Source organism: Aquabacterium sp. (genome assembly GCF_014378415.1).
In the GTDB taxonomy this organism is placed as follows: domain Bacteria; phylum Pseudomonadota; class Gammaproteobacteria; order Burkholderiales; family Burkholderiaceae_C; genus Aquabacterium.
This window is the reverse complement of record NZ_JACMNS010000170.1, coordinates 1-14,246: the sequence shown is the minus strand read 5'-3', so window position 1 is coordinate 14,246 and position 14,246 is coordinate 1. Positions and strand designations below refer to the sequence as shown.

Here is a 14,246-nt window from a genome sequence, read left to right as displayed (position 1 = left end):
TGCTGTGCCAGTGCCCACAGCACATCGTCGGCATTGGCCAGGCCCAGGGCCACGGCGGCTTCACCAAATCGAACGCCATTGTCTTTTTGGTAGACCAGAATCTGTTCGATTTGATCCGTGGACAGTTTGTTGGCTTCGCTGATGATCTCGCCAATGGAGCGCTCGCTGGACAGCTGCTGGGTTTCCTGGAAATCCGAATTGGGATTGTCCTGAACGGAACTGAAGCGTGATGCGTGGAAATTCGTGTTCATGATCGTTCAGCCTTGAGCAGGTCCGATGTTGCTGTTGCTCAACGAAGACTGCTGGGCGGCTCCCGGCGGTTTGCGGTTGAATCCGAGGGCCATCTTGTTCTTGGCTTGAGAAGAGGGGGACGGCAGCACGCCGACCACGGTCAATTCCAGGGCCTGGGTGATGTCCAGTGCGCCGCGCACACGGCGGTCGAACAGTTCGACGGTCATGGCGGTCATCAGCGCCAGCAAGGTGCCCAAAACGATTGCGACCAGGACGTTAAGGACGACCCGGGGTGACGTGGCCTTGGTGGGTTCGGTGGCCGTGCTGAGCAGGTAAATACCCGATTGGCTGGCACTGCTTTCCAGGCTGGTTTGGCTCAGGCGGGCCTGGATGGAGTCGTAGATGCGCTGCGCGGTTTCGACTTCACGTTCCAGAACCTGGAGTTCGTAGCGTGCATCTTTGAGCTTGAGCACGCGCTGGCGCTGATCGTCAAAGGCGGCGACCGCTTGGGATTCTCGGCTGCTGGCCATCGAGCTGTTGATCCGAGTGCTGCCGGTCACGCGCTCGGTTTCAGTGCGCATGCGGCTGCGCAATGTGTTGATGTTGGCGCGTGCTTCCTGAACAGTGGGGTGGGCATCGCCATATTTTTCTGACAACTCTTGCAGACGGCCTTCCTGGCGAACCAGGTCAGACTTCATGGTGGAGATCACCGAGTTGTTGAGCACGTCTTGCATTTGCTCGGGATTGCTGTTGGCCTGGATGCTTCGTGTGCCCGTTTCAGCCTTCAGGGCCCGCAAGCCGGTGACTTGCGCGGCCAGGTCGGTCAGGCGTGCGGTTTCAACGTCCAGGCGTTCTTCGGTGGCAACGATGCCTTTTTCTCTTTGGGCCGTGGCCAGCCGGGATTGGGCTTTTTCCAGCTTCTCGCGCGACAGTCGGGCGCGTTCTTCGAAGAATTCAGCATATTGCCGAGCGGGGTCCACTCGGATCTGCACGGTGGAGTCGATGTAGGCCTTGGCGAAAGAGTTGGCCAGCGCGGCGGAGAAACCTGGCTCGGCACCTTCGTAGATGATTTCGATGACGTTGGATTCGCGCGATGGCTTGACTTCCAGGCCGCGGCCGATGACCGTGGCCAGCCAGGCTGTGTAGTCACCCTTGCTGTCGGTTTCGTCTTCCCAACGCTTGCGCATCACGGGGTTGTCTGTGAGTTTGAGGGTACGCACGACACGTTGCGACACGCTTGGGCTCTTGATGATGTCAACCTGGGTGGCCAGGTAGCTGTTGGCCATCATCATGGTGCCGCCAGCAGCGAGCGCGGAGACAGGATCAGGCCGAACGTCGGCCATCACGGTGGCGCTGGCGGTGTAGCTCTTGGGCAGAACCAAACTGATGACCAAGGTCGCGATGACAGAAAACGCTAAAACCGCAAATGCCAAAATCCAGCGGGCTCGGATAATTCTTAAAAACTGATTGAACGTCATGCGGCGGACTCCTGGGCCATCCCCGGATTGTATTGAGTGATGGCGGCGCTCTGCTGTCAAAAAAGACGGGGAAAACCATTTGGCTTTCCCCGTGGCTTGCAGCCAGATGCAAATTCCTTGGCTTTTTCGGCGAGAAAATTATTTCAGGCCAGAAAGCCCCTTGTTGAGCGCTGCTGCGTCAATGCCATTGGCCGATGAGGCCGTGCTGGCGGCGGCCGTGGGTGCCGGTGCCGATGCGGCGGCGGCGCCAGAAGCTGCGCCAGAAGCTGCACCAGCAGCTTTCTCTGCGAATTTGCCCATGTATTCAATCTTGGCCGCGGTGCGCAGATTCTTGGTCTCTTTTTGAATGAACTCTTGCTTGCGCGATTCGGTCAGGAAGCGCTCAATCATGGGTTTGGCCTGGTCCAGGCTGATGGGCTGGGGTTTGCTGGCCGCGACCAGCACGACTTTGAGCCCGCCATTCATGCCCTGGTACATGCCTTTGCCGTCCACCAGCTTGGCAAATTGATCCACCAGGTTCAGCGGCAAGGCTTCGGCCGGCTGGGTGACCTGGTTCACGGCAAACTTCAAACCGCTGCCCTTGAGGACGTCGACAAAGGCTTGTGAACTGTCGGTGACTTGCAGTTTGGGCGTGATTGCCTTGATTTGCTCGGCGTCGCCCTGGATGGTGAAGTCTTGCAGCATGTAGATGCGGCGTTGCGAGAACAGGGCAGGGTGCTCGTCAAAGTACTTCTTGATGTCTTCGGCCGGGGGGGCGCCCACGCTGGCTTGGGCCGCTTTCTCAAGGTAGGCGCGGGCCAGCAGGTTGCGGCGGGTGGCGTCCAGCATCTGGATGATCTGGGGGTCGCGGTCGAGCTTTTGCTCGGTGGCTTTTTGCAAGGCCAGTTCCTGGTCGATCAGGCTTTCCAGGATCTGGCGGCTGGCGGGTTCGGCTTGCTCGGGCTTGAGGCCTTGCTGGCGCTCCAGCACCATGTTGATCTGGTGAACGGTGACTTCTTCGCCGTTGATGCGGGCGGCCGTCTGGGTGGCCTTGGCCCCCTCTTTGCCGTCCTTACCGCAGCCAGCTACCAGGAGGGCGGTGGCCACCACGATGGGAACCAGGGCTGCACGTTGCAGGGCGCGATGACGAGCGAAGGTAGGCTGGTTGGTGTGCATAGGGCTGAAACGAAAAGTTGATGATTGGTGTGACGACTTGATCGTGCAGAGAGACCCGCCGCCGAGGCGGTAAGTTCCCTGGGGACTTCCCTGAAGTCCAAAATTCAGCCAATGAGTGTACGTTCCCGGAACTCCGTTTCATGGGCGGGATTTCGAGCAGCGGTGAGTTCCAAGCAACGGCAGTGTCAAGGTGATGCCGATGCCGACCACGGCGCCAGCCCAATGTGACATTGGCGCGGTGTTCATGCCAAGGCCGGGGCGGGGCAGCAGGGCTTGCCAATCGGGGTTTTCAAGCCAGCATTTGGCCAACATGCCCAAAAGCAGGGCCCAACCGTAGGTGGTGGTCCATTTGGTCGCGCGATCGGGGTTGGTTTCGGTGATCAGGCTGGTGGCGATGATGCTCAGTCCGGCGTGCAACACGCCCGACAAGCCGAAATAGGTGTCCAGCCGAGGGTCGAGCAGAAGGGCCAGGTGTGTGATCGGCCAGGCCAGCAACCAGGCCAGCGCGGTGCGGGGGGGCAGCTTGAGGATCCAGCCCAGGCTCAGGATCAGGGCCAGGCCGCCGAGATTGGCCACCAGATGGCGGGTGTTGGCGTGGAGCCAGGCGCAGGTCCACAGGTTCAGGGGATTTTGATGCAGGCCGGCGCTGGGGTGGAGTGCCCAATGGTCGGGCAGCGTGAGGTCGGGCAGCAGCCCCAGCAAAGCAGGCAGGCCCAGCATCAAGCCGACGCCGGTCCACGCCAAAGGCCCGATAAAGCGGTGGGTCACGTCGGGGCAGAGGGGGGGCGCCCACTGAACACGGCACCCCACAAGCGCAGGACCGCGTCGCGGTGGGGCTGGATCGCGTCTTTGGCCTCGCTGGCCAGTTGCAGGGCGGACTCGTCCAGGCGGGCCCGGTGCTGAACGCGCCGCAGTTCGCGGTAGGCCTGGCCCGCTTCATGGCCCATGCCCGCAGGCAGCAGGCCCGCTTGTTCGGCCCGCAGCAGCAGGGCGATGTTGCCGACGTTTTCCTGCAGGGCGGGGTGGGCGTGGCTGTGCGCCAGCACGAGGTATTGCACGGCGAATTCGACGTCGATCATGCCGCCGGCGCTGTGTTTGACGTCGAACTTGTCGGGCGGGCAGGCGTGGGCGGCGCGCAGGCGTTCGCGCATGGCCAGCACTTCGTCGCTGAGGGCCCGGGTGTCGCGCACCATGGACAAGATCGCGCGGCGGGTCGTCTCAAAACGGGCGGCCAGGGCTGGGTCGCCAGCGCACCAGCGTGCGCGGCTGAGGGCCTGGTGCTCCCAGGTCCAGGCGGTGTTGCTGCCGCGCTGGCGCTGGTAGTCGTCGAACGAGTGGAAGGAGGTGACGAGCAGGCCGGCATTGCCGTTGGGGCGCAGCGCCGTGTCGATGTCGAACAACTCGCCAGCCGAGGTGCGCAGGGTCAGCCAGTTGATGACCTTGCGGGCGAAGAACAAATAGGCGTCGATGGGGTCGGGGGTGTCGGGGTCGCCATCAGGCGCGGGGCGGTCTTGGGTGTCGTCGAACAGGAAGACGACGTCCAGGTCGCTGCCGTAGCCCAGTTCCTTGCCGCCCAGCTTGCCGTAGGCGATGACGGCGAAATGCGGTTCGCGGCCAATGGCGTAGCGCGCCTGCTTGGTCGGGCGCTGTTGCAGGTGGCCCCAGGCCCATTTCAGGGTGATGTCGAGGGTGGCGTCGGCCAGAGCGGAGAGGTCGTCGGCGACTTGCTCGACCGTCAGCAGCTTTTCAACGTCGCGCACCAGGGTGCGGAAGATTTCGGCGTGGTGGGCGCGGCGCAGGGTGTCGAGCAGGGCTTCTTCATCGGCCTGGCCGGCGCGCTCCCAGCCGCGGTGTCGGTCTTGCAGATCCCGTTGGTAGGCGATGGGGTCGAAGCGGCCTTCCAGCAGGCGAGGGTCGGCGAGTTCGTCGATCACGCCAGGGTGGAGCATGAGGTAGCGCGTGGACCATTTGGCCAGGCCCAAGAGGCGCAGCAGGCGCTTGAGCACTTCGGGGCGTTCGGCCAGCAGGGACAGGTAGCTGTCGCGGCGCAGCAGGGGGTTCAGCCAGTCGATGAAACGCAATATGGCGTCTTGGCCGAGGCAGTCTTGCGGGGTGGCTTCAGCGCAGTCTTCGCTGGTGTAGGCCAGCAGGGTGGCGCGGCCAATGAGCTTGGCCAGCCTGAGTTTGGCGGTGTCGCTGAGCAGGTTGACGCGCGGCTGGGCGGCGAAGGTGCGCACGTGCGAGGCGATGGGCTCGGGCAGTTTGGCGATGAACTCTTCGCTGTCAACCGGCAGGGGCGGGCCGCCGCAGGATCGGCAGCCGCCGGGTTTGCTGCTGGGCGCATTGCCTTCGTGCAGCAAGGCGTCGAACTCGGTGGCGACCAGCTCGCGCACATTGCACAGGATGTCGAGCAACTGGCAGGTGCCGCTGTTGCAGTCGGGCTTGTCTTCGCTGGGTTTGCCCAGGCCGAGGCTGGCGGCGATCCAGCCCAGGTCAGCGTCGTTGGTGGGGAGCAGGTGGGTTTGCTGGTCGTCCAGGTACTGGATGCGGTGTTCAACCTGGCGCAGGAAGGTGTAAGCCTGGGCGAGCTTGTCGGCGGTGGCATCGGAGATCAGGCCCCTTGCCGCCAGGCGTTTCAAGGCCTTGAGGGTAGAGCGGGTGCGGATTTCAGGGAACTGGCCGCCGCGCACCACTTGCAGCAATTGCACGGTGAATTCGATCTCGCGGATGCCGCCGCGCGAGAGCTTGACGTCGTTGGCGCGCTCGGGGCGGCCGGCGGCGCGGCGGTTGGCCTCGTCGCGGATCTTGCGGTGCAGTTGGCGCAGGCCTTCGAAGATGCCGTAATCAAGGTAGCGTCGGAAGACGAAGGGGATGACTACATCGCGCAGGGCCAGCGAGCGGGCGTGGCGGGCGCCTTTGGGCATGGCGGCGCGCGGCGCGACGATGCGGCTTTTGAGCCAGGCAAAGCGCTCCCATTCGCGGCCTTGAACCAGGAAATATTCTTCCAGCATGGCCAGGCTGACCACGGGCGGGCCCGAGTTGCCGTTGGGGCGCAGGGCCAGGTCAACGCGGAAGACGAAGCCGTCTTCGGTGGTGTCGCCGATCAGGCTGAACAGGCGCTTGGCGACGTTCGAGAAGTATTCGTGGGCACTGATCTGGCCTTTGAGGCCGCCACGACCGTCGTCGATGCCGGTGGTCTGGCCGTCGTCTTCGTAGACGTAGACCAGGTCGATGTCGGACGAGACATTCAACTCGCGCCCGCCCAGCTTGCCCATGCCGATGACCCACAGGTCGATGCGCTGGCCTTGCTCATTCAAGGGTGCGCCATGGACGGCGTCAAATTCTTGCTGGGCGCAGATCAGGGCGCGCTCCAGGGTGACTTGGGCCAGCTCGGTCATGGCGGTGGTCACGTCGGCCAGTTGGCACGATTGCTCGACGTCGTTGCAGGCCAGGCGTTCGAGCACCAATTGGCGGGCCACGCGCAAGGCCGAGGGCAGGGCTCGCCCCTCCGTCAGCAGGTGGTCAATCAGGGTGGCAATGGTGTCTTCGGTGGGGGTGCCGGGTGCCTGTTGGGCATACGCGTCGCGTTCAGCGGCGTACCGGCGACGGATGCGCTGCACGAACCGCGAGTAGTCCGCGTGGGCCCGGGATGGGGCTGTGTCAGTGGGGTTAAAGAATGTGAAGCCCATGAGACTAGGTGAGGGTCTGTGCTAGGGTGATCGATTGTCTGGCCCCGCAACTGATTCTGGAATGGTAGGGCAGTTGCGTTTCACAAGATGGCGAATTTGGCCCGCCTGGACGACAGTTTTGTTTCATGCCCACGATTTCTTCTGATTCTTCTGGCCATCCCAAGGTGAGCAAAGCGCCCTCGCTGCTCCGAGCGGGGAGATGGTGTTTGCTGACTTTGGCGGTGCTGCTGTTCATGGCCGCGATGGTTTGGTGGGCGTTGTTGTTCCAAATTCTGCCCCGAATCGGCTCGTGGCGTGGCGCGTTGGCCCAACAAGCCACAAAGGCACTGGGGGTGCCTGTGCGCATTGGCGCCTTGTCGGGCCAAGCCGAGGGCTGGTCACCCGTGTTGTCATTGAAAGAAGTGGCGCTGCTGGACGAACGCGGCAGCGTGGCCCTGCGCCTGCCGGAAGTGACGGCGCGGATTTCGCCCAGCAGCCTGTGGCCCACAGCTTTGTGGCGCCAGGAGGTCCGGCTGGACCGGTTGGTGCTGGTGCGCCCCGAATTGCAGGTGCGCCGGGACTTGGCCGGTGACCTGCATGTGGCGGGCTTGAGGCTGGCGTCCAACGCCGCGCCCACGGGCAATGGGCAGGTGTTGGACTGGGTACTGTCCCAGGGCTTGATCCGCATCGAGCAAGGCACTGTGCGCTGGACCGATGAGTTGCGCCAGGCGCCGACGCTGGTGCTGCAGAAGGTGGACCTGAACTTGAGCCGCCACCCCGGATTGGGCACGCAGGTGCACCATTTGTCGGTGTTGGCCACGCCCTTGCTGGAGTTTGGTCAGCGCTTCGAGGTCAAGGCCAGGATGACGCAGCCTTTGTGGACCTTGTCCGCGCAAGAGGCCGCCTCATCCAAGGCGCTGGAGTTGCCCTGGTGGCGGCGTTGGTTGGGCGATGCGCCCAAGGCCACCGATTTGAGCAGTTGGTCGGGCAAGTTATCGGTGAACCTGCCGCATGCGGATGTGCAGTCTTTGCGCAAACACGTGGACCTGCCCATTGATGTCGAGGGGGGGCGTGGCCGCATGGCGGCGGAGCTGGTCCTCAAGCAGGGACGGCCCACCAGCCTGCTGCTTGACCTGAATGTGCATGATGTGAGCATTCGCCTGGAAAAAGGTTTGCAGCCCTTGGCATTTCGGGACCTGAGTGGGCGCATCACGGCCCGCAGTGAGCGCACCGAATCTCACGTGGCCCTGGAAAAACTGGCCTTCACCACCACCGAAGGGCTGGTGTGGCCGGCCAGTTCGGCCCAGCTGGCATGGCGGCATGCGCCCTTGCAAGGGCAGATCAACGCCGAGGTCTGGCGCCAGACCCTGGGCGGCCAGGTGGATGCCGACCGCCTGGATCTGGGCGTGCTGGCCCGCCTGGCCGATCGCTTGCCGATCTCGACCGCGATGCGGCGCACCTTGGCGGATCTGGCCCCCGAGGGCGTGGGCCGGCAATTGACCTGGCACTGGGAAGGCCCGGCCGATGACCCGCGCGAATACAGCGCGCGCGCTCAGATCAAGGGCTTTGGGTGGGCGGCCTCGGCCAAGCAGGGGCGGCCCGGTCTGGCCGAGGCCGACATCGACCTGAAGGCCGACGAGCATGGCGGCCAGGCCACCGTGGCGATCGAGAAAGGTTGGGTCGAACTGCCCGGTGCGTTCGACGAGCCTCGCCTCCCTTTGACCTCGATGGCGGCGCATGTGAACTGGCGCATCAAGCCGGCCAACCAGCCTGAGTTGCCAGCGCAGTTGCAGGTGGAGGTCAAGAGGGCCACATTCGCCAACGACGATGCCGAAGGCGAGTTGCAAGCCACTTGGCAGACGGGGCCTGGCACCGGCGCTGGGGTGGCAGCCCGTTTCCCTGGCCACCTGGACCTGGAGGGCAAGCTGGCTTGGGGGCAGGCCAACCGAGTCTGGCGCTACCTGCCCTCGGTCATCCCCTTCCATGCCCGCGACTACGTGCGCATGGCCGTGCGCGAGGGGCGTGGCGAGAAAGTCACTTTCGAGGTCAAAGGCGACCTGGCGGGTTTTCCTTTCAAGGATGACCAGGGCGGGCGCTTTCGGGTGCGTGTGCCCGCCAAGAACGTGACCCTGGACTACGTGCCTGCGGCCATGCTGGAGGCCGATGGCGTGCCCACTCAGACTCGCTGGCCGGCGTTCACGGGGCTGGATGGCGATTTGATTTTCGAGGGCCTGCGCTTGCGCATCCAGGGCGCCAAGGCGCAGTTGGGTGGATTGGGCACGGGCAGTTTCCTGCTGCGCGATGTCGAGGGGCGGATTGAGAACCTGGCGTCCGACGATCCGCACCTGGAAATCCGTGGCCAGGGGCGCGGCCCCCTGAACGACCTGCTGCGCTACATGGCCGTGTCCCCCGTGGGGGTGTGGACGGGCAACCTGTTGCACAAAGCCGAAGGCACTGGCACTGGCAGTTTGCAACTGGCCTTGGACATCCCGCTGAACCACACGGCCAACACCGGCTTGCGTGGCCGCGTCAGCTTGGCCGAGCAAGATCAGGCCACATTGCGCCTGCACCCCAGCGTTCCACTGTTGCAAAAGGTGCGGGGGCAGGTTGATTTCACCCAGAAGACGTTGAAGGTTTCGGCCGTCGCCAATGTGTGGGGGCAGGACGTGACCGTGGAGGGCCAGCAGGATGCCAGCGGCGCCCCCAAGTTCGTGGCCCAGGGCCTGATCACGGCCGAAGGCTTGCGCACGGCCAGCGAATGGCCCGCGCTGGCCCAACTGGCACGGCGCATGACGGGGCAGACGGCGGTGACCGTCACCGTGGCCTTGCCCAAGGTCACCTCGGACCAGGCCGCCACCGCTGCGGCCCAGCCAGAGCTGCAGGTGGTGTCCACCCTGCAAGGCTTGGCGGTGGACCTGCCTGCCCCCTTGAGCAAACGCGCCGAGAGCATCTGGCCCCTGACGATGATCCACCGAAGTGACGACCCCAACGGCCTCAGCGACGCTTTGCTGGTGGAGCTGGGTGCCGCCCAGTCGGCCAACGCCGCTGGCGCGCCCTGGCTTCGGGCGGATTTTCGCCGTGATGTGAGGGGCGACCAGGCCAAGGTCACCCGGGGCGCTATGAGCCTGGTGCAAACCACGGCGGGTGGTGGCGCCATTGCCGTGCTGGTTTTGCCGCCCAAAGGCGTGGTCGCCCAAGTCACCGTGCCCACGCTGGACCTGGACGCCTGGCAAGGCCTGGCCCGGGTGGTGCGTTCACCCTCCAACGACACCGTCGGACCGGGTGAGGACTACCTGCCCGAGACCTTGAGCCTGCGCACCGGCGTGCTGAACTACCAGCAGCGCAATCTGCGCAATGTGAACGTGACGCTGGCCCACCCCAACCCGGGCGTGTGGCGCGCGCAGATCGAATCCGACCAACTGGCCGGCCAGGTCGAGCTGCGGCCCGAGACCTCGCCCCTGGCCAGCGGGCCGGCCGGCAACCGCATCGTGGCGCGCCTGTCGCGCCTGTCGGTGCCGGCGGCTGAAGCCGAAGCCTTCGAGGACCAGGCGGCGCTGCAGCTGCTGACGCCTGAGACCGTGACCGTGCCTGCGCTCGACATCGTCATCGATCAGCTGGATTGGCGGGGCCTGCCCTTGGGCAAGATGGAGGTGGAGGCCATCAACCGCCTGGTACCGGGGGCCGGTGGCGTGTGGCAGCCCGAATGGCGCTTGAACAAGCTGCGCATGACCAACCCCGAAGCCCAACTCAATGCCAGCGGCAACTGGATGGCGGTGGGCCCGCTGCCCGGTGCCAGCGCCAAGCCCAAGCACAAAGCGGCCTTCAACTTCACACTCGACCTCAACAACAGCGGCGGCCTGTTGGGCCGCCTGGGATTGCCGCAGACCTTGAAGGGCGGCAAGGGCCAGCTCACCGGCCAGATAGCTTGGTTGGGCTCGCCCCTGGAGCCCAACCCCGCGACCATGTCGGGTGAGTTGTCCGTGAACATCAAGGAAGGGCAGTTCCTCAAGGTCGATCCGGGCATCGCCAAGCTGCTGGGCGTGCTCAGCCTGCAGTCATTGCCGCGGCGCCTGGTGCTGGATTTTCGCGATGTCTTCCAGCAAGGCTTTGCCTTTGACGCCATTGATGGCGACGTGTCCATCAAGCAAGGCGTGGCCGACACCCGTAACCTGCGCATGCGCGGCGTGCAGGCTGTGGTGATGATGGAAGGCCAGGCCGACCTGGCGCGCGAAACCCAGAATCTGCACGTGTTCGTGGTGCCCGAGGTGAACGCTGGCACGGCTTCGCTGGCCTACGCCGTCATCAATCCTGCTGTGGGCCTGGGCACCTTCATCGCCCAAGTGTTGTTGCGCAAGCAAGTGGCCGAGGCCAGCACCCGGCAGTTCAGCATCACCGGCGCCTGGGCTGACCCGCAGGTCGAGCGCGTGCAGCGATCACTGCTGGCGCCATTGCCTGCGGCCTCGCAACCCGCCGGGCTCACAGGGACGAAAAAACCTTTTTGAGCAAGGCGCTGCCCGTGCCAACAGGGTCATTGCGGATGCGGCGCTCTTCTTCGCCGATCACGAAGTACAGGCCGTCCAGCGCCTTGGTGGTGACGTGTTGCTGCACGGTGGCCGCCTGCTTGCCTTTGATCAGGCCCATGCTGCTGACCTGGCCGGCCAGTTCGTTGTAGCGCTTGGCCAGCGACAGTTTCTCAACCGCCTTGTTGACCAGGGGCGTGAACTGAACCGCCAAAGGCTCGCGTGTTTTGGCGGCGAAAAAATCCGTCACCGCGTGTTCGCCACCCGACAGAATTTGCCGCGCGTCTTGCACCGACATGCCCTTGATGGCATTGCGCAGCAGCGGCAGCGCCAGGCTCACCGCGTTCTCGGCCGCGTGGTTCATGGCGTTGATCAGGTCGTCCATCTGCTGGCCACGGCCCATGGCGCGCAACAAGGGCGCTGCTTTTTCCATCACTTCGGGCAAAGGGATGCGGATTTTGTCATTGCCCATGAAGCCATTGACCTGCCCCAATTGCTTGACGGCAATGTCTGCGCCGCGTTCAAGCGCCGCGCACACGGCGCCGCTGGCATCCGCTTGGCTGAAAGCCGCTGCCCGTGCGCTGGACGAGGCCAGCAGGGACAATGCCATGCTGCCGGCCAAGGCCTTGCAAGCAGACGACAATATGATCTCACGACGGTTCATTAAGTGATCCACTGACACAGCTCCACTGACCAACGGCCATGAATTTCAACAGACGACATCTTGCCCTGATCGCCCTGGCCGTGCCACTGTTTCTGTCTGGATGTTTTTGGGACACCCAGGCACCCCTGCCTGATTTGCCCTACACCCGGATCGATGGCAGCCAGCACCGCACCTCTGATTTGAAGGGGCAGGTCACCCTGATCAACTTCTGGGCCACCAGCTGCACCACCTGCGTCAAAGAGATGCCCCAACTGATTGCCACGCAGCACAAGTTCAAGGCGCAAGGCTTGCAGACCCTGGCCGTGGCGATGCAGTACGACCCACCCGCCTACGTGATGCAATTCGCGCAGAGGCGGCAACTGCCTTTCCAGGTGGTGATGGACCACACGGGCGATCTGGCCAAAGCCTTTGGCCCGGTGCAGCTGACGCCCACCACCTTCGTGGTGAACAAAAAGGGCGAGATCGTCAAGCGCTACATCGGCGAGCCTGATTTTGCCGCCTTGCACACGCTGCTGGGCCAACTGCTGGCCGAGCCCGCCTGAGCCACCCGCGCCATGCCGGTCGGGCTGATGCCGGAGATCTCGAAGGTGTGGCCTTCGTCCAGCAGCTCGATGAACACGAGCTCGGGCACTTCCTGGCGGATGCTGCCCCTCGTTGCAGAACTCGACCGCATCACTCACCGAGTTCACGAAGTCCAGCACCAGCCCCATGGACTTGATGGACTCGCGCACCAGCCCGCGCACATCGCGGCGGGCCGCCAGCAACTCTTGCCAGCGTGCCAACTCCTGCTCATCCGGGCTGAGTCGCGATTCATACGGGTTGGCGTTTGGTACGGACGCTGCCAATGGGGCTTGTCCATCCCACGCTTGGGTGAAACCCTGGCGCTTTGTCCATAATGGGCGCATGAAAAAGAGCTGGTGGAGCATTGGCGCTTGGACGCTGTCGATCGTGGGTTGCCTGGCCTTGGTGGCGTGCAGCCCTGCCTTGGATTGGCGCAGCGTGCGGCCCGAGCACGCGCCGGCTTTGCAGGCGGTGTTTCCCTGCAAACCGAAGCAAGTCGACCGTTCATTGACCTTGCCCGCTTTGCCCGGGCCACCCGTGACCATGCACCTGGTGTCGTGCAAAGTGGGCGAGTCCATCTGGGCGCTCAGCTACTTTGATGCGCAAGAGATCACCCGGGTGCCGCTGGCCCTGGCGGCGGACAACCGCGCCCTGCGCGACAACCTGGAAGCGGTCAGCCGCCTGGGGTCGCCACCGGCCGTGGCCACGGTGTCGGCGGAGGACCTGGGGCCTGCGCAAGTCATCGGCATGACCCCTAACGCCTTGTCGCGGCATTGGCGTTTGGTGGGGCGACGGCCGGCGGGCAACGGTGAAAGCGCGCCGGTGGAGGTGCACGCGTGGCATTTTTCCCACGGTTTGATGGTTTACCAGGCCAGCCTGTGGCGTCCCATGCCGCCTGCAAGTGCCAAGGATTCCACCGACTCGGTCGAGACATTCATTCAGGGCTTCAAATTTTCGGATTGAGCAGCCCATAATCGTTGGTATGCCCGGCTTGTTCCTCATCGCGCACGCCCCTCTGGCTTCTGCCCTGAAGCTGGCGGCGCAGCATTGTTTTCCAGAAGCCGCCCAGGCCATGCAGATCCTGGATGTGCCTGCCAATTTGCCGCCCGATGAAATCGAAGCGCAATGCCGGATCATCCTGGAGATGCTGCAAAAGGCCGATCCCCGGGGTGAAGCCCTGATCCTGGCCGATGTGTTCGGCGCCACGCCGTGCAACATCGTGCAGCGACTGGCCGACGGCGTTCGCGCCAAGGTCATCACCGGCGTGAACGTGCCCATGCTGTGGCGTGCCCTCAATTACGCCAATGAACCCCTGGACACCCTGATCACCCGCGCGGTGGCTGGCGGTACCCAGGGCGTCATGCAAATCGCGACCAACCGGCCCCAAAACCAGGCCAGCCAACCCACCAATGATCAAGACCACCATCAACATCAGCAATAAGCTGGGGCTTCACGCGCGCGCATCGGCCAAGTTCACCAAGCTGGCCAGCAGCTTTCCGTGCGACGTCTTCATGAGCCGCAATGACCGGCGTGTGAACGCCAAAAGCATCATGGGTGTGATGATGCTGGCCGCCGGCCTGGGCTCGGCGGTGGAACTGGAGTGCGATGGCCCCCGCCAAGAAGACGCCATGAAGGCGCTGGTGGCGCTGATCAACGACAAGTTCGGCGAAGGCGAATAAAGCCCTCATCAGGGTCGATCCCCATTGGGTGGGGTGATCCGGCCTGCGATTACTGCACAGTCCAGTGCTTCCTTGTCGCGCCATTGCGACAACTTGCGCACACATTTGGGGTCAAGCAAGGCACAGTTGGGCCGATATTGCACAGATACGTTTTGCAACGTGCATGTTTCTAACAAACCCGTTGAACGAATTCAATCATTTGGAGCTGTCTGTATGAACAATTTTCGCCGTGATGCATCGTCGGCCTGCGCACTGACCCTCAAGACCGTGGCCCTGGCAGCGGCCCTTAG

10 protein-coding genes and 1 pseudogene are annotated in these 14,246 nt (G+C 63.8%); 5 read left to right on the top strand and 6 right to left on the bottom strand.

Going from position 1 to position 14,246, the window contains the following annotated elements; genetic code table 11:
* From H7225_RS15100 to glnE, 5 genes and pseudogenes are all read right to left on the bottom strand, one after another.
* Positions 1-251: pseudogene (locus tag H7225_RS15100) on the bottom strand (hypothetical protein); the annotation flags it as partial.
* Between the two features lie 6 nt (positions 252-257).
* Positions 258-1,709 carry a chain length determinant protein EpsF gene (epsF, locus tag H7225_RS15095; protein WP_290663252.1) on the bottom strand — a complete coding sequence of 484 codons (1,452 nt, stop codon included), beginning with the start codon at positions 1,707-1,709 and terminating at the stop codon, positions 258-260.
* A 138-nt stretch (positions 1,710-1,847) separates the two neighbouring features.
* Complete coding sequence (locus H7225_RS15090) at positions 1,848-2,864, bottom strand: EpsD family peptidyl-prolyl cis-trans isomerase (RefSeq protein ID WP_290663250.1); 1,017 nt, start codon at positions 2,862-2,864, stop codon at positions 1,848-1,850.
* Positions 2,865-3,002: 138 nt separating this feature from the next.
* Complete coding sequence (locus tag H7225_RS15085; protein WP_290663248.1) at positions 3,003-3,632, bottom strand: hypothetical protein; 630 nt, start codon at positions 3,630-3,632, stop codon at positions 3,003-3,005.
* Positions 3,629-6,553, bottom strand: a complete 2,925-nt coding sequence (glnE, locus tag H7225_RS15080) for a bifunctional [glutamate--ammonia ligase]-adenylyl-L-tyrosine phosphorylase/[glutamate--ammonia-ligase] adenylyltransferase (RefSeq protein WP_290663246.1) — start codon at positions 6,551-6,553, stop codon at positions 3,629-3,631. Before glnE ends, H7225_RS15085 begins: the two co-directional genes overlap by 4 nt.
* Positions 6,554-6,759: 206 nt before the next feature.
* Between glnE and H7225_RS15075 the strand changes: the two genes are divergently transcribed.
* Positions 6,760-11,034 carry a YhdP family protein gene (locus H7225_RS15075; protein WP_290663244.1) on the top strand — a complete coding sequence of 1,425 codons (4,275 nt, stop codon included), beginning with the start codon at positions 6,760-6,762 and terminating at the stop codon, positions 11,032-11,034.
* On the opposite strand, the gene H7225_RS15070 is transcribed toward H7225_RS15075, so the two are convergent.
* Entirely contained in the window at positions 11,009-11,662 is a 654-nt protein-coding gene (locus H7225_RS15070) for a DUF4197 domain-containing protein (protein WP_290663242.1), read from the bottom strand. The two genes, H7225_RS15075 and H7225_RS15070, sit on opposite strands and share 26 nt — an antisense overlap.
* Positions 11,663-11,754: 92 nt before the next feature.
* Here H7225_RS15070 and H7225_RS15065 point away from each other — a divergent pair, with 92 nt between their 5' ends.
* The 4 genes from H7225_RS15065 to H7225_RS15050 all read left to right on the top strand — a co-directional run bounded on the left by H7225_RS15065 (position 11,755) and on the right by H7225_RS15050 (position 13,956).
* Positions 11,755-12,258: a TlpA disulfide reductase family protein gene (locus H7225_RS15065; RefSeq protein WP_290663240.1), complete on the top strand. Its 504-nt coding sequence runs from the start codon at positions 11,755-11,757 to the stop codon at positions 12,256-12,258.
* 361 nt (positions 12,259-12,619) lie between these two features.
* The gene (locus H7225_RS15060) at positions 12,620-13,240 is read left to right on the top strand and encodes a hypothetical protein (protein ID WP_290663238.1); all 621 of its coding nucleotides are present in this window, start codon (positions 12,620-12,622) and stop codon (positions 13,238-13,240) included.
* Between the two features lie 19 nt (positions 13,241-13,259).
* The gene (locus H7225_RS15055) at positions 13,260-13,718 is read left to right on the top strand and encodes a PTS fructose transporter subunit IIA (RefSeq protein ID WP_290663235.1); all 459 of its coding nucleotides are present in this window, start codon (positions 13,260-13,262) and stop codon (positions 13,716-13,718) included.
* The gene (locus H7225_RS15050) at positions 13,687-13,956 is read left to right on the top strand and encodes an HPr family phosphocarrier protein (RefSeq protein WP_290663233.1); all 270 of its coding nucleotides are present in this window, start codon (positions 13,687-13,689) and stop codon (positions 13,954-13,956) included. The genes H7225_RS15055 and H7225_RS15050 overlap by 32 nt, the downstream gene beginning before the upstream one ends.
* Positions 13,957-14,246 lie beyond the last annotated feature (290 nt).

What these genes read in the sequence shown, in the direction of transcription:
- epsF (WP_290663252.1), bottom strand. Translation starts at nt 1,709, where the DNA reads ATGACGTTCAATCAGTTTTTAAGAATTATCCGAGCCCGCTGGATTTTG.
- H7225_RS15065 (WP_290663240.1), top strand. Translation starts at nt 11,755, where the DNA reads ATGAATTTCAACAGACGACATCTTGCCCTGATCGCCCTGGCCGTGCCA.
- H7225_RS15050 (WP_290663233.1), top strand. Translation starts at nt 13,687, where the DNA reads ATGATCAAGACCACCATCAACATCAGCAATAAGCTGGGGCTTCACGCG.
- H7225_RS15070 (WP_290663242.1), bottom strand. Translation starts at nt 11,662, where the DNA reads ATGGCATTGTCCCTGCTGGCCTCGTCCAGCGCACGGGCAGCGGCTTTC.
- H7225_RS15060 (WP_290663238.1), top strand. Translation starts at nt 12,620, where the DNA reads ATGAAAAAGAGCTGGTGGAGCATTGGCGCTTGGACGCTGTCGATCGTG.
- H7225_RS15090 (WP_290663250.1), bottom strand. Translation starts at nt 2,864, where the DNA reads ATGCACACCAACCAGCCTACCTTCGCTCGTCATCGCGCCCTGCAACGT.
- H7225_RS15055 (WP_290663235.1), top strand. Translation starts at nt 13,260, where the DNA reads ATGCCCGGCTTGTTCCTCATCGCGCACGCCCCTCTGGCTTCTGCCCTG.
- glnE (WP_290663246.1), bottom strand. Translation starts at nt 6,553, where the DNA reads ATGGGCTTCACATTCTTTAACCCCACTGACACAGCCCCATCCCGGGCC.